This window comes from Streptomyces sp. NBC_00663 (assembly GCF_036226885.1).
Taxonomy (GTDB): Bacteria; Actinomycetota; Actinomycetes; order Streptomycetales; family Streptomycetaceae; genus Streptomyces.
The window spans coordinates 856,621-877,598 of sequence record NZ_CP109027.1 but is presented as its reverse complement, the minus strand read 5'-3'; the positions used below and the strand labels follow the sequence as shown (position 1 = coordinate 877,598).

The 20,978-nt window shown below is 70.8% G+C and carries 16 protein-coding genes; 4 read left to right on the top strand and 12 right to left on the bottom strand.

All coding sequences use genetic code 11. The annotated features are described in order from the left end of the window. Nucleotides 1–175: 175 nt before the first annotated feature. Nucleotides 176–1,654 carry an aminotransferase class I/II-fold pyridoxal phosphate-dependent enzyme gene (locus OG866_RS04115; protein ID WP_329332000.1) on the bottom strand — a complete coding sequence of 493 codons (1,479 nt, stop codon included), beginning with the start codon at nt 1,652–1,654 and terminating at the stop codon, nt 176–178. A gap of 42 nt (nt 1,655–1,696) precedes the next feature. Next, the gene (locus OG866_RS04110; RefSeq protein ID WP_329331999.1) at nt 1,697–1,918 is read right to left on the bottom strand and encodes a hypothetical protein; all 222 of its coding nucleotides are present in this window, start codon (nt 1,916–1,918) and stop codon (nt 1,697–1,699) included. 275 nt (nt 1,919–2,193) lie between these two features. Here OG866_RS04110 and OG866_RS04105 point away from each other — a divergent pair, with 275 nt between their 5' ends. From OG866_RS04105 to OG866_RS04095, 3 genes are all read left to right on the top strand, one after another. Next, a complete protein-coding gene (locus OG866_RS04105; RefSeq protein ID WP_329331997.1) occupies nt 2,194–2,679 on the top strand; it encodes an ATP-binding protein in 486 nt (161 codons plus the stop codon). A gap of 186 nt (nt 2,680–2,865) precedes the next feature. Continuing rightward, on the top strand, nt 2,866–3,699 hold the full coding sequence (locus tag OG866_RS04100) for a SigB/SigF/SigG family RNA polymerase sigma factor (RefSeq protein ID WP_329331996.1): 834 nt from the start codon (nt 2,866–2,868) through the stop codon (nt 3,697–3,699). Between the two features lie 63 nt (nt 3,700–3,762). Then, nucleotides 3,763–4,602 (top strand): DUF1206 domain-containing protein, encoded by an 840-nt coding sequence (locus tag OG866_RS04095; protein ID WP_329331995.1) that lies wholly within the window; start codon nt 3,763–3,765, stop codon nt 4,600–4,602. A gap of 56 nt (nt 4,603–4,658) precedes the next feature. Here OG866_RS04095 and OG866_RS04090 read toward each other — a convergent pair whose 3' ends face one another. The 10 genes from OG866_RS04090 to OG866_RS04045 form a co-directional block, all read right to left on the bottom strand. Beyond that, entirely contained in the window at nt 4,659–6,890 is a 2,232-nt protein-coding gene (locus OG866_RS04090; RefSeq protein WP_329331994.1) for an FUSC family protein, read from the bottom strand. A 283-nt stretch (nt 6,891–7,173) separates the two neighbouring features. Next, nucleotides 7,174–8,538 (bottom strand): NAD(P)/FAD-dependent oxidoreductase, encoded by a 1,365-nt coding sequence (locus tag OG866_RS04085; protein ID WP_329331993.1) that lies wholly within the window; start codon nt 8,536–8,538, stop codon nt 7,174–7,176. A 203-nt stretch (nt 8,539–8,741) separates the two neighbouring features. Beyond that, the gene (locus OG866_RS04080; RefSeq protein WP_329331992.1) at nt 8,742–9,167 is read right to left on the bottom strand and encodes an ATP-binding protein; all 426 of its coding nucleotides are present in this window, start codon (nt 9,165–9,167) and stop codon (nt 8,742–8,744) included. 93 nt (nt 9,168–9,260) lie between these two features. Next, entirely contained in the window at nt 9,261–11,165 is a 1,905-nt protein-coding gene (locus tag OG866_RS04075) for an AMP-dependent synthetase/ligase (RefSeq protein WP_329331991.1), read from the bottom strand. A 161-nt stretch (nt 11,166–11,326) separates the two neighbouring features. Next, a complete protein-coding gene (locus OG866_RS04070) occupies nt 11,327–12,412 on the bottom strand; it encodes a glutamate--cysteine ligase 2 (RefSeq protein WP_329331990.1) in 1,086 nt (361 codons plus the stop codon). A gap of 64 nt (nt 12,413–12,476) precedes the next feature. Then, nucleotides 12,477–14,678 carry a 1,4-alpha-glucan branching enzyme gene (gene glgB, locus OG866_RS04065; RefSeq protein ID WP_329331989.1) on the bottom strand — a complete coding sequence of 734 codons (2,202 nt, stop codon included), beginning with the start codon at nt 14,676–14,678 and terminating at the stop codon, nt 12,477–12,479. Between the two features lie 4 nt (nt 14,679–14,682). Beyond that, nucleotides 14,683–16,074, bottom strand: coding sequence for a maltokinase N-terminal cap-like domain-containing protein (locus OG866_RS04060; RefSeq protein ID WP_329331988.1), 1,392 nt, complete (start codon nt 16,072–16,074; stop codon nt 14,683–14,685). A 28-nt stretch (nt 16,075–16,102) separates the two neighbouring features. Further along, nucleotides 16,103–17,821: a maltose alpha-D-glucosyltransferase gene (treS, locus tag OG866_RS04055; RefSeq protein ID WP_329331987.1), complete on the bottom strand. Its 1,719-nt coding sequence runs from the start codon at nt 17,819–17,821 to the stop codon at nt 16,103–16,105. Further along, complete coding sequence (locus OG866_RS04050; RefSeq protein ID WP_443063497.1) at nt 17,818–19,830, bottom strand: alpha-1,4-glucan--maltose-1-phosphate maltosyltransferase; 2,013 nt, start codon at nt 19,828–19,830, stop codon at nt 17,818–17,820. The genes treS and OG866_RS04050 overlap by 4 nt, the downstream gene beginning before the upstream one ends. A 90-nt stretch (nt 19,831–19,920) precedes the next feature. Further along, a complete protein-coding gene (locus tag OG866_RS04045) occupies nt 19,921–20,220 on the bottom strand; it encodes a DUF5133 domain-containing protein (RefSeq protein ID WP_329331986.1) in 300 nt (99 codons plus the stop codon). 252 nt (nt 20,221–20,472) lie between these two features. Between OG866_RS04045 and OG866_RS04040 the strand changes: the two genes are divergently transcribed. Then, nucleotides 20,473–20,958 carry a pep a2 gene (locus tag OG866_RS04040; protein WP_329331985.1) on the top strand — a complete coding sequence of 162 codons (486 nt, stop codon included), beginning with the start codon at nt 20,473–20,475 and terminating at the stop codon, nt 20,956–20,958. The last annotated feature ends 20 nt before the right edge of the window (nt 20,959–20,978 follow it).

The window sequence follows — 20,978 nt, the reverse complement described above, 5'->3', positions numbered from 1 at the left end:
GGTACCGGCGCCCCGAGGGCAAGAAAAAGCCCTGGCTGGACGGGGGAGGCCAGCCAGGGCAGTTCTGGGGTGGCCGGCGGAGGACTGTCGTTGTCAACTCCACGACCACGTATGGATGAACCGTAAACCATCCTGGGGGATGGTGCGCAACCCAAAGCGGGCCACGTGACCGGTTTCACTCCTCGCCGGTCTTCAGCACCCTGATCGTCCTCAGCTCGGGGTCGCTCGGATCGGGCAGGTTCATCCCCGCGTCCTTGCCCGTCCGCAGATACCGCAGCACGGGCCCGGTCAGCCGTTCACCCGGCAGCACGGCCGGGATCCCGGGCGGATACGGGGTGATCATCTCGGCCGCGATCCGTCCCGCGGCCTTCTCCACCGGCACGCTCTCGGCGGGCCCGAAGAACGCGTCGCGGGGCGAGCGGGCCTGCGCCAGCCGCAGCTCGGACGGCGCCGGCACCTCCACCCGCGGCGCGGGACGCAGCTCCGGCGCTACGCGCGCGAGCTCCCGCAGCGCGGACAGGAGCTCGGCGCTCGTCTCCCGGTCGTCGCCGTGGGTGAGCTGCGCGCCGAGGCGGCGGTGGTCCGCCAGATGCGCCTCGATGTTCCGCTCGGCCCGCAGCCAGTCCGCCGCCTGGAACCCGGTGATGCCGAGGCCGGTGAGGTCCATGATGACCTGCAAGGGGTCCATGTCATCGGCGAGCCCCGGACCGCACAAGTCCTCCCGGCCCTCGACGTGCAGCCCCTCGATCCGCCCTACGGCCGACCGGAGTTCGGCCACGAGATCCAGTGCGCCGCCCATGAGTTCCTCGCCGTGCAGGGCCATCTGCCGCCGCCAGCCGTCGAGCCCGGCGTACAGCAGCACCGACGGGCTGGTCGTGCCGAGCAGGTCCGCGCGCAGCTTCAGCACCTCGGGCGGCACCAGATCGCCCTGGAGATGGAAGACGGACCCCTGCTCCAGACCGCTGCCCATCTTGTGGATGCTCGTCACGCAGATGTCGGCGCCCGCGTCCATCGCCCAGGACGGCAGATCGGGGTGGAACGGCAGATGGGCGCCCCAGGCCTCGTCCACGATCAGCGGCCGTCCGCGCCGGTGACACACCTCGGCGACGGCCCGCAGATCCGCGGTCGTCCCGTACGGCGTCGGGCTGGTGACCAACGCCCCCTTGGCGTCAGGGTGGTTGGCGTACGCCTTCTCGAAGGCCTCGGCGGACGGCGGATGCGCGAGATGCCGCTCGGCGTCCCAGCGGGGCTCGACCCACACGGGTTCGATGCCGGACAGGACGAGCCCCGAGACGACCGCCTTGTGGGCGTCCCGGCCGATCAGCAACTGCTCGTGCGGGCCCGCCACGGACAGCATCGCCGCCTTGACCGACAGGGAGCTGCCGCAGGTGGTGAAGAAAGTGTGCTCGGCGTGCACGGCGTCCGCCATCAGCTCCTCGGCGCGCTCCAGCACCCGGCTCCGGGTGAGCCGGTCGTCGAGTCCGCCCGACGCCAGGACGTCACCGAGGAACACCGCGTCGCCCAGCACCCTCCGCACCGACGGGTCGGCGCCCCGGGCCTGTTTGTGCCCAGGCGGCGTGAACGACAAAAGGCCCTCGCGGTGATAGGCCTCCAGGGCTTCCAGTACCGGTGCTCGGGTGTGATCGACTGCCATGCGTCCCCGGGTTCCCGGGGACCAGGTGATCAATCGCGACCGTCAGTGGTCACCGGCCCGCTTGCCTGGGGTCAGGATCTCGTCCAGCACCCGGAGAACCGACTCGAAGGCCAGCGTCCGTACGGTGGCGTCCCGCGCGCCCTCCGGATCGGTCGGCCGCAGGGCGTCGCTGCGGGTCCGCCAGGCTCGCTCCTCCTCCAGGGCACAGGTCCGTGCCCGCTGAATGCGCCGCAACAGCTCGTCTGAGTCCACGACATCCGTCATGCGTACCGGGTACCCCGGCAAAAGGGTCGGATGGCAGGTGTCTTCGAGGTTTGGCGGGCTGCGGATCGGTCAGCCGAAGAGAAGAGACCTGCGGTGCTCACGCGGCGTAGACAGTCCGCCGTGGCCGGCCGGTCATGGGCCCGGGTCGGCCACGGTGCGGCATTCCGCCGTGGCGGATCGGCCATGTGACGTGGCGGCGAGAGCCTCCCCGATCGTGGCGGCCGAGGGCACAGAAGGGTCCGGCTCTACCCGAAACCGTTCAGGGAGCCCAGAACATGTGTAGGGAGCACAGGACCGAATCCGCCCCCAAACCGTCGGTGTCCGCCGGCACACCACCGGCGTCCGTTCACGAACCGTCGGCGGTGGGACGCTGTCGGCTGCGCTGCCCGTGCCGGCCCGCCGACGCGCGGCGGGCCGTGGAGCGCGCGGTGGACGCGCGCTGCCGGGCCACCGGAACGGCGTGCGACCAGGAGTCCGTCGCGGACGCCCTGCTCGTCGCCTCCGAGCTCACCACCAACGCCATCCTGCACGGCGGCGGGATCACCGACTTCCGCGTCGACCTCGTCGAACCCGGAGTACGGGTCTCGGTCAGCGACCGCAGCGACGCGCTCCCGGTGAGCGCGGAACCCGTCGACCTGCACGGCCGACGTCGGATCGGCGGCCTCGGCTGGCCGATCGTGTGCCGGCTGGCACGCGACGTCCGGGTCACCGGCCTGCCCTCCGGAGGCAAGTGCATCACCGCGGTCGTACCCCTGTCCTGACACGACGTCTGTCTTCCCCCGGAAAGCGGAGTTTGCTCTCCGGGCGGCAGGGCAGACGCACCATCGTGCTTCGGACCGGAGGCGCGCGGCGGGAGTGGTACGACTGCTCCCGGACCCCCCCGGGTGTCCGGACAGCGATCCTCCCGCGGCAAAGTCCCTGAAACCTTCCTTCAGGAGCGATCCCGCATGCTTATCGATAAATCGACAAGCCGTTCCGGCCTGACCGGTACGCAGACCGCCGCCCCCCGGCGGCGGCACGACGACGCCCCCGACACCGCCAAGCTCTTCGCCCGTCTGAACTCCCTGGAGCCCGGCCCCGAACGGGACGCCGTCCGCGACGAGCTCGTCACCGCCTGGCTGCCCATGGCCCACCGCATCGCCGGCCGGTTCCGCGAGCGCGGCGAGTCCCTCGAGGACCTGCGGCAGGTCGCGGCCCTCGGTCTGGTGAAGGCCGTCGACCGCTTCGAACCCGAACGCGGTGCCTTCGAGAGCTACGCCGTGCCGACCATCACCGGCGAGGTCAAGCGGCACTTCCGGGACCGGATGTGGGCGCTGCGGGTGCCCCGTCGGGTGCAGGAACTGCGCAACAAGGTGCGCGTGGCCCGCCGCGAGCTCACCCAGACCCCGGGCAGCGCCGAACCCACCGTGGCCGACCTCGCCACCCACACCGGCCTGACCGAGGACGAGGTCAGCGCGGGGCTGGAAGCGCTGGAGAGCTACAGCGCGCTCTCCCTGGACGCCGAACTCTCCTCCGGCGAGGACGGATACAGCCTCGCCGACACTCTGGGCTCGTCCGACGCCTCCTACGACGTCGTGGTCGACCGCGAGTCCGTCAAGGCCGGCCTGCGCAGGCTGCCCGAGCGGGAGCGCGCCATTCTCTACATGCGGTTCTTCGAGGACATGACGCAGAGCCGCATCGCCGACCAGCTCGGTATCTCGCAGATGCACGTCTCGCGGCTGATCAGCCGCAGTTGCGCCCGGGTACGCGCCGAGGCGATGGGAGAACGGGCCACGGTCTGAGCACCCGCCCGGCGCGGGGTGTGCCGTGCGGTGACCGGGGCATTCGGAGGGCGGGAGGCCAAGATGAATCCGACTGCCATCGCGCGCAACGGTCGTATGGACGCCGAACGCGCGGCACGTGGCTCCGTGACCGAGGGCGCGGCCCGCGCGGGGCTCGCGGCCCGCGGTGTGATCTATCTGCTGGTGGGCGTACTGGCGCTCCAGATCGCCTTCGGCGACGGAAAACGGCAGGCGGACCGCGGCGGCGCCCTCGCCGAGCTGTCGGACAAGCCCTTCGGCGCCGTCCTGCTGTGGGCCCTGGGCGCCGGGCTCGTCGGCATGGCGTTGTGGCGGCTGTCGGAGGCGGTGTTCGGCTCGGTCGGACCGGAGGGCCGCAGCGCGAAGAAGCGGCTGCTGGCGGTGGTCCGGCTGGTCTTCTACGGCTTTGTCGCCTACTCCGTGCTGTCGTTCGCGGCGGGCTCCGGCGGGGGCGGCAAGGGCTCCAGCGACAAGCAGTCGCGTGACGTCACGGCGAGGGCGCTGGAGATGCCGGCCGGTCAGTGGCTCGTGGCGCTGGCCGGGGCCGGGATCGCCGTGGCCGGCGTGTGGATCGGCGCACGGGCGGTCATGCGGGCCTACCACGACAAGCTCAAGCTCGGCGAGATGTCCCCGGGGGCGCGGCGCCTGGTGGACATCACCGGGGTGAGCGGCGGCGCGGCTCGCGGCCTGATCTTCGCGACCGCGGGCGCCTTCGCCGTGCGGGCCGCCGTCGACTACGAACCCGACAAGGTCAAGGGCCTCGACGACACCCTCCGCTCCTTCGCCGACACCCCACTGGGCCCCTGGCTCCTGGCCTGCGTGGCAGCCGGCCTGGTCCTCTTCGGCCTGTTCTCGTTCGCCATGGCCCGGTGGCGGAGGGTGTAAGGCCCCTGGGGGTGTAAGGCCTCTCGGGCTGCAAAACCCCTGCGGCGGCGAAGGTGTCAGCCCCGTGGCCCGGCCACCGGTACCCCGAGTGGTCGAGCCAGGCCCGTCACCCCCTCGTCCAGTCGTCCCAGATGGCGAAGCACCCGGTCCGTGACCCGGCCGAAGCGGGGTGAGCCCGCCGTGCCGGCTTCCAGGAGGGCGGCGATGCTCGGGCCGGTGCGGAGCTCCTCGGGAGAGTGTTCGTCGGCGACATGGGCGGCGAGGGCGCGGATGTTCTGGAGGATGCGCTCACCGGCGCCGCGCAGCCGGGGGTCGGCCGCGATGGAGGGGTGCGTGGGCAGGAGCTCGGCGGTCGCGGCCAGAGCCCGTGCCTGGTAGGCGCAGGTCTCCAGGAGGGCCACGACATAGCGCGCCGTGTCCCGCCGGGCCCGCAACGGGGTGACGGGGTGGGTGAGCGGCTTGGTGGCGGCCCGCAGATCCGCCAGCGCCTGGTCCAGCTCGCGAGCCTGGTCCAGCAGATCGGCCGGCGGCCCACCGCTGAGCTGGTCCACGGCGGTCTCGGTCACGTCCGCGAGCCGGTCCAGCACGGCGACGAGAAGGTCGTTCGTACGACGGTCCGTCCGCACCGGCAGCACGAGCGCCGCCGCCAGCACCCCGCAGGCCGCTCCGAGCGCCGTCTCCTCGATGCGCAGCACGAGCACCGAGAAGCTGTACGTGTGCAGCAAGGTGTAGAGCAGCCCCAGCGCGGCGGTCACGAAGAACGACATGAGCGTGTACGACAGCGGCGCGGAGTAGAACATCAGGAACACGCAGACCAGCACCAGCGCGAACGCCGGCCATGTGTGAGGGCCGACCAGCGCCGCGAGCCCGATGCCCGCCACCACCCCGAGCACCGTGCCGACCAGCCGCCGAGAGCCCTTGACCAGGATCTCGCCCGTGGACGCGGTGTTGATGAAGACGATCCAGCACGTCAGTACCGCCCAGTACCAGCGCTGACTGGACAAAAGCTCCCCGCCCACGATGGCCAGCGACGACCCCACCGCCACCTGCACTGCCGCCCGCGTCGTAGGCCGCCGCAGCCCCGTGAGCTCTTCCTGCGCCTCCTCCTCGCCGGCGTCGATGGCCGCGTCCTCGGCGTCCAGTTCCTCCCGTGACCGCGCCGTGGCCGGACTGTCGTCCGACTCGTCCTGCGGCCCGTCGAGCGCGACCCGCAGCCCCAGCACCGCGCGGGCGGCCTCGCCGACGCCCCGGAACACGTCCTGGACGGCGGGCGGTGCGGGCGGCAGGTTCTCCTCGTCCCGGTAGCCGAGGAGCCGGTTGCGAAGATGCGACAGCGCCGTGCCGTGCTGCGCCGACACCGGCCGCAGGACGAGCAGCCGCAGCGCCTCCAGATCCCGGCGCAGTGTGTCGATCGCCTTGTCCCGCACGGGCAGCAGCCCACCCGAGGGAACGGGCGCACCCGGCAGATGCAGGGTCAGCGTGTCCGCCCGCTCGGCGCTGCGCGCGGTCAGCAGCAACAGCCCCAGCCGTTCGGCGGCCACCTCGGCGTCCGCCACCCGCCGCTGCACCAGGCGGGCCACGCCCTCGTCGGCGGTGCCGGCCTCCAGGCGGCCCTGGATCATCAGCGCGGTGTCGTGCAGCCGCGCCGTGCCGTCCCGTACGTGCTCCAGAGCCCGGTCCACGTCCGCGGGACCCGCGTCGAGGAGTTCCAGCTGCGCGGCCACCAACCGGGCCAGCCGGGCACGGAACGCGGAGCGCAGCCGTTCCAGGGTCCCCGTCGGCGTCTCCGGTACCAGGGCGAACCGCACCAGCGCGCTGCTCGCGAAGGCAACGCCGATCGCCCCGTACAACTGGGGCAGTCCCGAGACGGTCGCGCCGACGAACAGGGACAGGAAGTACACCTGGAACCCGATCAGCCCGAGTGCGGTGCCCCGGTCCCCGAACCGCCGCCCGTAGACCGCGCAGAAGATCAGCGCGACGAAGAACAGGTCACCGGCGACGACCCGGGAGGCGAGCAGCGCGCCCAGAGTCACGGCGGCCAACGCCACCGGCAGCCCGAGCGCCAGGGTGACGGCCTGCCCGGCCCGCTGTTTGTCGCGGACGGCGAAGGTGGCGACCATCGCGGCGATCGCCCCCGCCACGAGATGAGGCACGTCGGCGCCCAGCGGCGCCAGCACGGCCAGCGTCAGCGCGATGGCCCCCACCGTCCGCAGCCCCGCCGTCAGCCGCAACAGCCCGGGGTCGGACGCCGCCACGAAATCCCGCAGCCGCACCCGCCCGACCCCCATCACGACCCCCGACCGAAACCCGGCCCCCGAGCCCCACCCCGACCACACACACCCACCCCACACCCGGCCACCACGGACACCCCGCCCTGCGCGCCTGCTGCACGGCGGATCCGCGCCGACGCCCCGGACTGCGCGTCCACCACGAGCCCACCCGCCACCGGCGCCTCGGCCCGCGTGGCCTGCGTGCTGTTGTCGTCCGCTGATGCGTTCGGCCGTGGGCGGGGGTACCGGAAGCGGTCGGCCCGGGGCGGGTGCGGCATTGCTGTGCTCCTGTGGCCTGGCCCTATTCCTGTCGCTCCGTTCCGTCCACATGCGCCCGCACCTGGTCCGGCGTGAGGTACGCGTTCGTGTACTCGAAGTCCTTGAGCCGGGCCGCCCGGCGGTGCTGGAAGCCGGTGCGGACGAAATCGTCACCGGCGATCGCGTTGAGCGTCCAGTTGGTCGCGACGCGCACCTTGGCCACATTGGTGCGCAGCGCCGCCCAGTGGTAGCCGCGGGCCGCGACCTGGGCGGGAAGCCCGCGCAGCTCGATGCCGAGCGGCTTGGACACGGCGTCCTTGCCGCCGAGGTCCACGACCAGACCGAGGTCCTTGTGGACGTACGGCCTCGTCGCCCCCCCGCGCAGGGTGGCGATGACGTTGTCCGCGACGTGCTTGCCCTGCCGCATCGCGTGCTGCGCCGTCGGCGGGCAGATCGCGCCCTCCTCATCCTTGGCCTCGTCCGGGACCGCGGCGGAGTCGCCGAGCGCGAAGACCCCGTCCTGGCCCGGCATCCTCATGTCCGGGCCGACCACGAGCCGCCCGCGGAGCGTCTCGGCCCCCAGCGTCCCGATCAGCGGGCTGGCCACCACACCCGCCGTCCAGATCAGCGTGTGCGTCGGGATCACCCGGCCGTCGGTGAAGGTGACCTCCTCCGGGCCCGCCTTGGCGATGGAGGTGCCGAGGGAGATGTCGATGCCGCGCTTGGTGAGGATGTTCTGCGCGGTGCTGCCCAGCTTGTCGCCCAGCTCGGGCATCAGCTTCGGGGCGATGTCGATGAGATGCCACTTGATCAGCGCCGGGTCGATGCGCGGGTAGCGCTTGACGGCGGCGTGGGTGAGCTTTTGAAGACAGGCCGCGGTCTCGGTGCCCGCGTAACCGCCGCCGACCACCACGAACTGGAGCCGCGCGGCCCGCTCCGCCTCGTCATGGCTGGCGTCGGCGAGATCGAGCTGCGAGATGACGTGGTCACGGACGTAGGCGGCCTCGGCGAGGGTCTTCATGCCGAACGCGTGGTCCGTGAGGCCGGGGATGTCGAAGGTGCGGGTCACACTGCCCGGCGCCAGCACGATGTAGTCGTACGGTTCGTCGACGATCTCGTCGGTGATGGTGCGGATCACGCACACCTTCGCCTTGAGGTCCACGCCGATGGCACCGCCCGGGATGATCCGGGTGCGGTACTTCCTGCTCCGCCGCAGCGACACGGCGATCGACTGGGGTGTCAGCACCCCGGAGGCCACCTGCGGGAGCAGCGGAAGGTAGAGCTGATAGGCGAACGGTGTCACCAGCGTGACGTCTGCCTCGTCCGCACCGAGTTTGCGTTCCAGCCGGCGTACACACTCCACGCCGGCGAAGCCTGCGCCAACCACCAGGATCCTGGGTCGTGTCACGGTCTTTCTTCCCTTCTGCGGCTCCGGCGGTCCGAGTCGAACGTCGTTCGTCTGCCCTGGATCGCTGCTGCCCACCCCACCGATCCCACCGTGCCTCCAGCCGTTCCGCCAGCCGGGTGCGGCAGGCAGACGAACGCGTTGAGCACCACCATGCCCGCACAGGTGCGCGAGTGCACCGAAAGCAGGTGAAAGTCGTGTGTGACTCACCAGGGCAGAAACACATGCACGTCCTTGCCGTGCGGCTCCGTCACCACGCTCACCTGCTGGCACAGGGCGTGGATCAGATGCCAGCCGACACCGCCGCCGCCGGTGCTCGGGTGAAAGGGCCTCGGGGCGGGCGGGGTGGGATTGGAGTCGTGCACGGTCACATGCACACCGTCGAAGGTGCGTCGCATGGTCAGCGAGAACTCCCCGGGCGCGTACTGCACGGCGTTGGCCGCCAGCTCGGTGACGACCAGCAGGATGTCGTGCCAGTACTCGGGCGCGCCGGGTGGACGGACGTCGGTGAGGACGCACAGGAAGTCCTCCGCGGCCAGCCGGGCGCTCGTCACGCTCTGCGGCTCGCCCGCGAAGCTCGTGGTGCGGCTCGGGATCTCCACGGCGGCCACTAGGTCGTCCCTACGAGTCATCGGGAATGTCCTTCGTACAGCGTCCTTCGACGTCGACGCTTGTGCGAGTTCCCGAGGTCGCTGAGGTCAATCGGACCCCACCGGGACTCCCTGTCACCGGAACACGTCGTCCGGGTCCTCCCAGCCGGCCGGCTCCTCGGGCACCCGCTGCCGGATGCCGTGCGAGCGCGCCTGGTACATCGCGTCGATCTCGAACGCGTAATGCTCGACGATCGCGTCCCGGCGCAGCTTCATCGACGGGGTCAGCAGCCCGCGGGTGTGATCGAAGGGCTGCGGCAGCACCCGGAAGACCCGTACGGACTCGGACCGGGACACGGCGCTGTTGGCCGCCGCGACGGCCCGGCCGATCTCCTCCCGCAGCGCGTTCTCCTCCCGCGCCTCCCGGCTCGGCGAGTCGCCCGGCAGCGCGAGCCCGCCGCGCCAGTGGACCAGGAAGTCCGGATCCAGCGTGATCAGGGCACCGATGCAGGGCCGCTTGTCGCCCACCAGGACCGCCTGGTGGATGAGCGGATGCATCCGCAGCCGCTGCTCCAGGAACGCCGGTACGACACTCTTGCCGCTGCTGGTGATGATCACGTCCTTCTTGCGGCCGGTGATCGTGAGATAGCCCTCGGGGTCCAGATAGCCGAGGTCGCCCGTGGCCAGCCAGCCGCTGCCGAGCGCCGTGCGGGTCGCGGCCTCGTCGTTGACGTAGCCCTGGAACACGGAGGGGCCGTGGACCAGGATCTCCCCGTCGTCGGCCACCCGGATGTCGGTGCCCGGCAGCGGCCGTCCGACGGTGCCGGACTTCTCCCGGCCCAGTGGCTGGCCGGTGACGCCGCCGCTCGTCTCCGTCAGACCGTAGCCGTCGTTCACGTACACGCCGATGCCCTCGTAGAACAGGCACAGTTCGCGGCCCAGCGGGGACCCGCCGGAGGTCGCCCGCAGGACCCTGCCGCCCAGCGCGGCCCGCAGTCTGCGGTACACCGTCCGTTCGTACAGGGCGTGCTGCAACCGCAGATCGAGTCCGGGCCCCGGTCCCTGGCCCAGCCGATGTCGTTCGACGGCCGCCGCGAAGTTCCGGGCCGTCTCCGCCGCCCGCTCGAACAGCGCACCGCGACCCGCCTGTTGTGCCGTGCGCAGGAAGGTCTTGTAGATCTTCTCGAAGAGCGAGGGCACCGCACAGAAGTACGTGGGCCGGAACGACATCAGGGACGCCGAGAGCGCCTCCTGGGTCAGCTCCGGCTCATGGGCCATCAGCAGCCCGCCCCGGAGACACAGCGTCTGCACGAGCAGGCCGTACACATGGGAGAACGGCAGGAAGGCGAGGACGCTGCCCTGGCCGCCCGGCGGCACCACCGTGTGGCCCCAGCCCTCCAGGAGCGTGTCGCAGGCGCCCGCCAGGCCGCGGTGGCTCAGTGCGCAGCCCAGCGGCCGGCCCGAGGTGCCGGAGGTGTAGACGACGGCGGCGGTGGAGTCCGGCAGCACGATCCGGCGCAGCGACTCCACCGTGGTGAACGGAATGAACGCGCCCCGTTCCACGAGCTGTTCCAGCGCCCCCGCGTCCAGCTGCCACACATGCCGCAACCGGGGCAGCGAGGCGCACACCGACCCGACCGTCATCACGCTCTGCTCGTCCTCGACGACCACGCCCACACAGCCCGCGTCCCGGAGGATCCACTCCACCTGGTCGCGCGAGGACGTCGGATAGATCGGCACGACCTCGGCGCCGATCGCCCACAGGGCGTGGCTGAGGACCGTCCACTCGTAACGGGTACGCGCCATGATCGCCACCCGGTGGCCCGGCGCGATCCCGGACGCCACCAGCCCCTTGGCGAGGTCCACCACCTCGTCCCGCAGCTCCACCGCGGTCACCTCCTCCCACGTGGAGGAGGAGGGTCCGGAGCGGCGTGCGAGCGTCGGCAGGGTGGGGTTGCGGTCCGCCGTCTCGAAGACGCTGTCGGCGAGCCCGCCGGTCAACGGGGAGACGGCCGGGGGAGCGAGGGCGACGTCGCGCATGCGCTGCTCCTGATGTGTACGGGGTGTGACTCCACCGATGAGAACCGTTATCGGCGGTGCCTGAATCTAGCCCAGGCGAGAGCGGCCGGTGTCTGGATTCGACAAGTAGCGCCGGTTTGTTGATCTCGCCGTGATCGAGGGAACTGTCGCCCGTCCGGCTCCTACTCCTGGGTGCGGCGGGCGCACTCCCTGACGACCTCCCGCAGACTCCCGGTCCGCTCCATCAGCTCCCGCTGCATCCGCGCCCCGTTGCCGCGCCGCAGCAGCTCCGCGCAGGCCTCGCGCGCACAGTCGAGGTCGCCGGTCTCGGCCAGCGCCTCACCGATGTGGTCCAACAGGGCCCGTACGACGGTCTCCGCGGGCAGCCGGTGCATGGTCGCCGGGTGCAACAGCTCCTCCGTCAGCCCGGACCGGGCGGCCCGCCAGGCGGCCAGCCGCAACAGGCTCACACTGTGCGGCAGCGGCTCCCGCCCCGCCCGCCACTCCCGTGCCGCCGTCTCCACCAGGCCACGGGCGAGGGTGGCGACCAGGACGGCGGTCGAGGCGTGCAGACAGACGTCCGCGACCCTGATCTCCACCGTCGGATAGCGCCGGGACAGCCGTGCGTCGAAGTAGGCCATCGCCTCGTCGAGGATGACCCCGGTCGCGACCATGTCCGCGACCCGCCGGTGATAGCACTCGGCCGAGCCGAACACCTCGGTCGGACCGGCCGACGGCCAGCGCTGCCACACCCGGCTGCGATAACTGCTGTACCGCGTGTCCCCGCCCTGCCAGAACGGCGAGTTGGCGCTGATCGCGGAGAGCACCGACAGCCACGGCCGGATCCGGTCGATCACCGCGACGCCCTCGGCGTCGGACTCGACGGACACATGGACATGGCACCCGAGGACGAGGTCCTGGCTGGTGATGCCGTACTGCTCGGCCATCCACCGGTACCGGCGTCCCATTCCGATGGACGGCCTGACCGGCAGGGGCGAGGTCGCCAGCGCCGCGACCGTGCAGCCGATGCCTTCGGCGAGCCGCGCCGCCTCCTTGCGGCAGCGGACGATCTCCGCACCGAGATCCGCCATGCCCGACTGCGGGTGCGTGGCGAACTCCAGCATCTCGGTGTGCAGTTCCTTCTCGAAGACCTGCTCGTCCCCGTCGTCCAGCGCGGCGCGCGCGAGTACGGCCGCGGACAGAGCCTGTGGCTCGCCGGTCTCGGGATCGATCAGGAGGAGCTCCTCCTCCACTCCGACGGTGCGCACGTGAGGCCGCCCTTCTGTCGCGACGACGGGGTCCGTACGCCCCGACTGCCCACGGGGCGGCCAATCACACGGGCGTCAGCCACACCGTCGCGAGCGGCGGCAGGGTGAGCGGCACGACACCGTCCTCCGGCTTGACCGGATCGCAGTCGCCGACACCGCTGCCGCCGTACCGTTCCGCGTCCGTGTTGAGGACCTCCCGCCAGGCGGGGACGTCGCCGGGGACGCCGAGACGGTAGTCGTGCCGGACGACGGGGGAGAAGTTGGACACGGCGAGGAGCGGGCTGCCCTGGGCGTCGTAGCGCAGGAAGGCGAAGACGTTGTCGTCCGCCGCGTCGCCGAGCACCCACCGGAAGCCGTCCGGGGTGGTGTCCCGCTGCCAGAGGGCGGGGGTGCGACGGTAGAGGCCGTTCAGGTCGCGGACCAGGTCCTGGACGCCACGGTGATCGGCTTCGGCGCCGTAGGCGGGATCGAGCAGCCACCAGTCCGGGCCGTCGGGCTCGGACCATTCGGCGCCCTGGGCGAACTCCTGCCCCATGAAGAGGAGTTGCTTGCCGGGGTGGGCCCACATGAAGCCGAGGTAGGCGCGGTGGGTGGCGCGCTGCTGCCACCAGTCGCCGGGCATCTTGGAGACCAACGACCGCTTGCCGTGGACGACTTCGTCGTGGGAGATGGGAAGGACGTAGTTCTCGCTGTACGCGTAGACCATCGAGAAGGTCATCTCGTGGTGGTGGTACTTGCGGTGCACCGGCTCGTGCTCCACGTACCCGAGCGAGTCGTGCATCCAGCCCATGTTCCACTTCAGGCCGAAGCCCAGACCGCCGCTCTCGGTCGGCCGGGTCACCCCGTCCCAGGCGGTGGACTCCTCCGCGATCGTCATGACCCCCGGCACCCGCCGGTACACCGTCGCGTTCATCTCTTGCAGGAACTGCACCGCGTCCAGGTCCTCACGCCCGCCGAACACATTGGGCGTCCACTGGCCGGAGTCACGGGAGTAGTCGAGATAGAGCATCGAGGCGACCGCGTCGACCCGCAGCCCGTCGATGTGGAACTCCTCGCACCAGTACACGGCGTTGGCGACGAGGAAGTTGCGCACCTCCACCCGCCCGTAGTCGAACTCGTACGTCCCCCAGTCCGGATGCTCGGCCCGCCGCCAGTCGCCGGGCTCGTACAGCGGCTCCCCGTCGAACCGCCCCAACGCCCAGTCGTCCTTGGGGAAATGAGCGGGCACCCAGTCCATGATCACGCCGATGCCGGCCCGGTGCAGGGCGTCGATCAGGTACTTGAAGTCGTCGGGGGTGCCGAGGCGGGCCGTCGGCGCGTAGAAGCCGGTCACCTGATAGCCCCAGGAACCGCTGAAGGGGTGATGGGCGACGGGCATCAGCTCGACGTGGGTGAAGCCGAGGTCCTTGACGTACTCCGGGAGCTGTTCGGCGAGTTGACGGTAGGTCAGTCCAGGCCTCCAGGAGGGCAGATGGACCTCGTACACAGAGAACGGCGCCACATGCACCGGAACGTCTCCCCGATGAGCCATCCACTCGGCGTCGTCCCACTCGTGGCGCGACACGCTCACGATCGACGCCGTGTCCGGGGGGATCTCGGCACGACGGGCCATCGGGTCCGCCTTCAGGAAGCGGTCGCCGCGCCGGGAGGTGATCTCGAACTTGTACCGGGCCCCCTCACCGATCCCCGGCAGGAACAGCTCCCACACCCCGGCCGCGCCCAGTGAACGCATCGGGAACGCCGTGCCGTCCCAGCAGGTGAAGTCCCCGGCGACACGCACCCCTTGGGCGTTCGGCGCCCACACCGTGAAGCGGGTGCCGGTCACACCCTGGTGGGTCATGGGCTCGGCGCCGAGCGCCTTCCACAACTGCTCGTGCCGCCCCTCCCGGATGAGATGCAGGTCGGTGTCGCCCAGGGCGGGCAGGAAGCGGTACGGGTCATGGACCTCGTGCTCGCCGTCCTCGTACGCCACCAGCAGGGTGTACGAGGGGATCGCCGTCAGCGGGAGCACACCGGCGAACAGGCCCCCACCCTCCGAGATCAGCCGGCTGCGCCTCCCGGCGACGACCACGCTCACCGACCGCGCGAAGGGGCGCAGGGCCCGGAAGACGATCCCGCCGGGCACCGGATGGGCGCCCAGCAGGGCGTGCGGATCGTGGTGGGCGCCCGCCAGCAGACGGGCGCGGTCGCCGGGGTCCAGGGCGGGCGCGGCACGGCACGGAACCGGGCCACCCGCCTCTGAGGGTGAGATGTCACGCAGAGCCATGGCTTCAGCCTCCCCTTACGGCAAGACGCTCGATCGCCGCCATCGGAACCGGCAGCCAGTCGGGGCGATGCCGGGCTTCGTACAGGACTTCGTACACGGCTCTGTCCGTCTCGTAGGCGCGCAACAGACCGTGCTTCTTTCGTGGATCCCAGCCCGCCCGCGCGGCGTAGCCGGCGCAGAAGGCCTCCCGGCAGCGGCGCGCCCACTCCGGACGCCAGGGGCGGCGCTGCCGGGCCGCGTAGTCGAAGGAGCGCAGCATGCCGGCGATGTCCCGCACCGGCGAGTGGACGCTGCGCCGCTCGGTGAGCGGGCGGGACGGCTCGCCCTCGAAGTCGATGACGAACCACTCACGCCCGGCCCGCAACACCTGGCCCAGGTGCAGATCGCCGTGGATACGTTGCGCGGGCGGACCGGAATCGCAGCCTTCCAGCGCCGCGAACGCGGTCCGCAGACGCGGGACGAAGGGCTGGAGGGCGGGCACGCAGTGCGCGGCGGACGTCAGCCGCTCGGTCATCGCCGCCGCCGTGCGGCCGTTCTGGTCGCAGGCCAGGCCGCCGGCCGGCTCGGTGGTGGTCCCGTCGGGGAAGGCGGCGGCCAGTGCGAGGTGCACGTCCGCCGTGGCCCGGCCCAGCTCGTGGGCCTGCGCCGTGAAGTCGTCGCCGTGGGCCAGGGCCTCCAGGGCCAGGGTCCAGCCGTCGGAGGCGTCGGGCAGGAACGGCTGGAGCACGCCGAGCGTGGCCTGATAGGGATGCGTCGTCCGGAACCAGGCCACGGGCGCGGGCACCCGACGGCACCCCTGTCCGGCCAGCGCACCCGGCACCTCCAGGTCGGGATTGACGCCTGGCTGGACGCGCCGGAAGACCTTCAGGATGAACGCGTCGCCGTACACCAGCGAGGAGTTGGACTGCTCGGCGTCCAGCACCCGCGGCACCAGCCCGGTCGGCACGGACACCGACGGATCGGCCTCGAAGCGCAGGGGGCCCGCCGTGCCGGGATGCCGCAGCCGCTCCAGGAGCAGTTGCGCCGAACGGGGGTCCTGCAACGCGTCGAACACCGTCAGCCCGGCCAGCGGTCCGGACTCCGCCCGCCCGATCAGGGCCCGGCCGAGCCGCGGCGACAGATGCTTCCGTACGCCGAGCAGCAGCTGGTAGCAGTCCCCGGACACGGCCGTGGTGCCGCCGGGGGCGGGGACGGGCGCGTGGCCGGTGTGGACCAGCAGATGCAGACAGCCGGGGAACAGCTCCGTCAGGGACAGCAGCGTGAGGTCCGTGACGGGCCGGTCCTTCCCGGCGAACCAGCGCTGCCGGGGCAGCCACTCGCGCAGTAGTCCCGCCAGCGAGGCCATGGGCCCCGCGACGGCCGTGCCGCTCGGGCTCGGGAATGCGGTCTTCGGCATGGTGACGCGTCCTTTCCTCGGCACACGCTCAAAGTCGTCGACCGATGCGGGATGCGACTCGGGAGAGCCGGAACCAGTAGAAACCGTGTCCCGCCAGCGTCAGCAGGTACGGCAGTTCACCGATGGCCGGGAACCGCACCCCGCCGAACAGCTCCACCGGATGCCGGCCGTCGAACTCACGCAGATCCAGCTCCGTGGGCTGCGCGAAACGGGAGAAGTTGTGCACACACAGGACCAGGTCGTCCTCGTACTCGCGGAGGAAGGCCAGTACGGCGGGGTTGGACGACGGGAGTTCCGTGAACGTGCCGAGCCCGAACGCCGGGTTCTGCTTGCGGATCTCGATCATGCGGCGGGTCCAGTGCAGCAGCGAGGAGGGCGACGACATCGACGCCTCGACGTTGGTGACCTGATGGCCGTAGACGGGGTCCATGATGGTCGGCAGATACAGGCGCCCGGGGTCGGCCGTGGAGAAGCCCGCGTTGCGGTCCGGGGTCCACTGCATGGGGGTGCGGACGGCGTCGCGGTCGCCGAGCCAGATGTTGTCGCCCATGCCGATCTCGTCGCCGTAGTAGAGGATCGGCGAGCCGGGGAGCGACAGCAGGAGAGCCGTGAACAGCTCGATCTGGTTGCGGTCGTTGTCCAGGAGTGGGGCGAGGCGGCGCCGGATGCCGATGTTGGCGCGCATCCGCGGGTCCTTCGCGTACTCGGCCCACATGTAGTCGCGTTCCTCGTCGGTGACCATCTCCAGCGTCAGCTCGTCATGGTTGCGCAGGAAGATGCCCCACTGGCAACTGGACGGGATCGCGGGGGTCTTGGCGAGGATTTCCGAGACGGGGTAGCGGGATTCGCGTCGCACGGCCATGAAGATCCGCGGCATGACCGGGAAGTGGAAGGCCATGTGGCACTCGTCGCCGCCGGACTGGTAGTCGCCGAAGTAGTCGACGACGTCCTCGGGCCACTGGTTCGCCTCCGCGAGCAGCACCGTGTCCGGATACATGAGGTCGATCTCGCGGCGCACCCGCCTGAGGAACTCGTGGGTGGGCGGCAGGTTCTCGCAGTTGGTGCCCTCGGCCGCGTACAGATAGGGGACGGCGTCCAGGCGGAAGCCGTCGATGCCGAGGTCCAGCCAGAAGCGCAGGGCCGCCAGGATCTCCTCCTGGACCGCCGGGTTCTCGTAGTTGAGGTCCGGCTGGTGGGAGAAGAAGCGGTGGAAGAAGTACTGCTGACGCACCGGGTCGAAGGTCCAGTTGGACGCCTCGGTGTCGACGAAGATGATCCGCGCGTCCGCGTACTGCTTGTCGTCATCGGCCCACATGTAGTAATCGCCGTAGGGGCCGTCGGGGTTGGCGCGGGATTCCTGGAACCACGGGTGCTGGTCGCTGGTGTGGTTCATGACGAAGTCGATGATGACGCGCATGCCGCGCTGGTGGGCGGCGTCGACGAACTCGACGAAGTCGGCGAGGTCGCCGAACTCGGGCAGGACGGCGGTGTAGTCGGAGACGTCGTAACCGCCGTCGCGCAGCGGCGACTTGAAGAAGGGCGGCAGCCACAGGCAGTCGACGCCCAGCCATTGCAGGTAATCGAGTTTGGCGGTGAGGCCCTTGAGGTCGCCGACGCCGTCGCCGTTGCTGTCCTGGAAGGAGCGGACGAGCACCTCGTAGAAGACGGCGCGCTTGAACCAGTCGGGGTCCCGGTCCTTCGCCGGGGTGTCCTCGAAGGTGTCGTGGACGGGCTCGTTGACAGTCATGACGCGCTTGACCCTCCGCTCTGCGGTGTCGATGGCTGGACGTGGAGCACGTGCGCGGGGGACCGCCCCGGTTCCAGGCGCACATAGTTGCTCCTGCCCCAGCGGTACGTCTCACCCGTCAGTTCGTCGTGCACGGACATGGATGCGTTCCCGTCCAGGCCGAGTTGCGGCATGTCCAACGAGACCGTGGCTTCCTGGGTGTGGTGGGGGTCGAGGTTGGCGATCACCAGAACCGTGTCCGAGCCGGTGCGCTTGCTGTAGGCGAGCACGGCGTCGTTGTCGGTGGTGTGGAAGCGGATGTTCCTGAGGCGCTGGAGAGCGGGGTGGCGGCGCCTGATGTTGTTGAGGCGGGTGATCAGGGGGGTGATGTTGTCGTTCTCCGTTTCCCAGTCGCGGGGGCGGAGTTGGTATTTCTCGGAGTGGAGGTATTCCTCGCTGCCGTCGCGCAGGGGGGTGTTCTCGCAGAGTTCGTAGCCGCTGTAGATGCCCCAGGCGGGGGAGAGGGTGGCGGCCAGGACGGCGCGGACCTCGAAGGCGGGGCGTCCGCCGTGCTGGAGGTAGGCGTGCAGGATGTCGGGGGTGTTGGCGAAGAAGTTGGGCCGCATGTAGGCGGCCGCCTCCCCGGACAGCTCGGTGAGGTACTCGGTGAGTTCCTGTTTGGTGTTGCGCCAGGTGAAGTACGTGTAGGACTGCTGGAAGCCGATCTGTCCGAGGGTGTGCATCATCGCGGGCCGGGTGAAGGCCTCGGCCAGGAAGATGACGTCGGGGTCGGTGGCGTTGATGTCCGCGATCACCTGCTGCCAGAAGACGACCGGTTTGGTGTGCGGGTTGTCGACGCGGAAGATCCGCACCCCGTGGTCCATCCAGTGCCGCAGCACCCGCAGCGTCTCGGCGACCAGGCCCTCCAGGTCGGCGTCGAAGGCGATGGGGTAGATGTCCTGGTACTTCTTGGGCGGGTTCTCGGCGTAGGCGATGGTGCCGTCGGGGCGGTGGTGGAACCACTCGGGGTGTTTGTGGACCCAGGGGTGGTCCGGCGAGCACTGGAGGGCGAAGTCGAGGGCGATCTCCAGGCCGTGCCGTCGAGCGGTGGCGACGAAGTCGTCGAAGTCCTCGATCGTGCCCAGGTCCGGGTGGACGGCGTCGTGCCCGCCCTCCGGTGAGCCGATCGCCCACGGCACCCCGACATCCTCGGGTCGGGCCGACAGGGTGTTGTCGGGCCCCTTGCGGAAGGTGGTGCCGATCGGGTGGATGGGGGGCAGGTAGACGACGTCGAAGCCCATCGCCGCGATCGCGGGGAGCCTGCGGGCGGCGGTGCGGAAGGTGCCGTGCGGGCACTCCGGAGTGCCTTCGGAGCGGGGGAAGAACTCGTACCAGGACCCGTACAGGGCCCGTTCCCGTTCCACCAGCAGGGGCAGCGGCTCGGAGGCGGTGACGAACTCCCGCAGCGGATACGCGGCCAGCACCGCGTCCACCTCCGGCGTCAACGCCGCCGCCAACCGGGTGGAAACGGACAGCGAGTCGTTGTGCAGGGTGTCCGCCGCGGCCTTCACCAGGGCCCGTTCCCGGCCGCGGGGCACCCCGGCGGCCGCGCGGTGGTGGAGGTCGGCGCCCTGCTCCAGGACGAGCCCGACGTCGATACCGGCGGGGATCTTGATGCCGGCGTGATGGCGCCAGGTGCTGATCGGGTCGCTCCACGCCTCCACGTGGAACGTCCAGCGTCCCGTCGAGCCGGGGGTGACCTCCGCGCCCCAGCGGTCGCTGCCGGGGGCGAGCTCACGCATCGGCGTCCACGGGCCGGGACGCCCCTCGGGATCGGTGAGGACGACATTGGCGGCGACCGCGTCATGGCCCTCGCGGAACACGGTGGCGGTGACCTGGAAGGTCTCGCCGGTGACCGCCTTGGCCGGGCTGCGGCCGCCGTCGACGGCCGGCCGGACATCCCGGACCGGGATACGGCCGATGGTGGCCCGCGCGCTCATGTCCCTCGCGCTCGTGGACCTCGTACTCATGCGTCTCGTCCTCATGGGGGGCTCGCCTCTGCCGTGCCGAGGGCCGGGCCATGAGGCCCGGCCGGGGATCCAAGCTGCGTCGGAAGGGACCTACCTCCCGGCGGGAGAACGCGTGAGCATCACCGGCGGGCCCCGGTGGACCGGGGTGGTGGCACAGAGCTGCGCGTCCTGCTCCTGGAGGTAGGTGACGAGGCTGGTCCGCAGATAGCGTTCGGCGGCGTCGGCGGCCTCCCTGGCGCAGCGCTTCCCCATCAGCACGCAGAGGGTGTAGCCCGAGTCCTCGAAGGTGGCCCGTACGGTGCGGTCGGCGGGGGACGCGAGCATCACGCGCTCCCAGGCCCGGTACCGGCGCAGTTGCCGGGCGACTTCGGCCTTGGCCGGTAGCAGCATGGCGCGGTTCACCTTCCATGGGGAGTTTCACTCATGGTGCACGGGTGACGACGCAGCGTCTTGTTGGAGCTTCAACCATCGCCGGTGGAAGCGGTCGTGGTCTGGGTCGACGCGCTCGTGTTGCACGAATGGCGTAGCACCCGCACGCTTGAGGTCACTCAGGAGCGATCATTGCTCACGCTACGCGTTCGGGGCTCGTCCCAAAGGGGCGAGAGGCGGAAGTGGAGCTTCGCCGGTGAGGAGCCAACGAAGATGAAGACCGCAGTGCCCTGCTACTACCACCTCGACGTGGAAGTCACCCCGGAACGGGTCGGCCAGGTCAAGCGCATTCTGGCCGCTCATCTCCGGTACTGGGATCTCGACACCCTCGTCGAGCCCGTCTGTCGCGGTGCCGAAATGCTGTTGAAGGCCATCGACGAGCACGCGACCGACAAGGAGACGTCGATCGAGATGTGGTGGAACGGCCAGCACCTGATCACCGCGATCGGGGACAACGACCGCGATCTGCGCCCGGACCAGGACCTCCGCGCCTGTCTGGCACGCATCGCCGCGATGAGCGACGGGTGGGGCTGCTGCGCCACCGAGACCGGCAGCAAGGTCATCTGGTTCTCGCAGCGCGCCCGGGCCGGCGAGCGGGTCCCGCGGGTGCCGACGGCACCCGCGCCGAGCCTGCGCGAGGTGCTCCAGGTACCGCGCGAGGAACCGGTCGTCGGCGGCGTCCTGGAGGACGCCCGGTGACCGCGAAACGCCGCCGCACA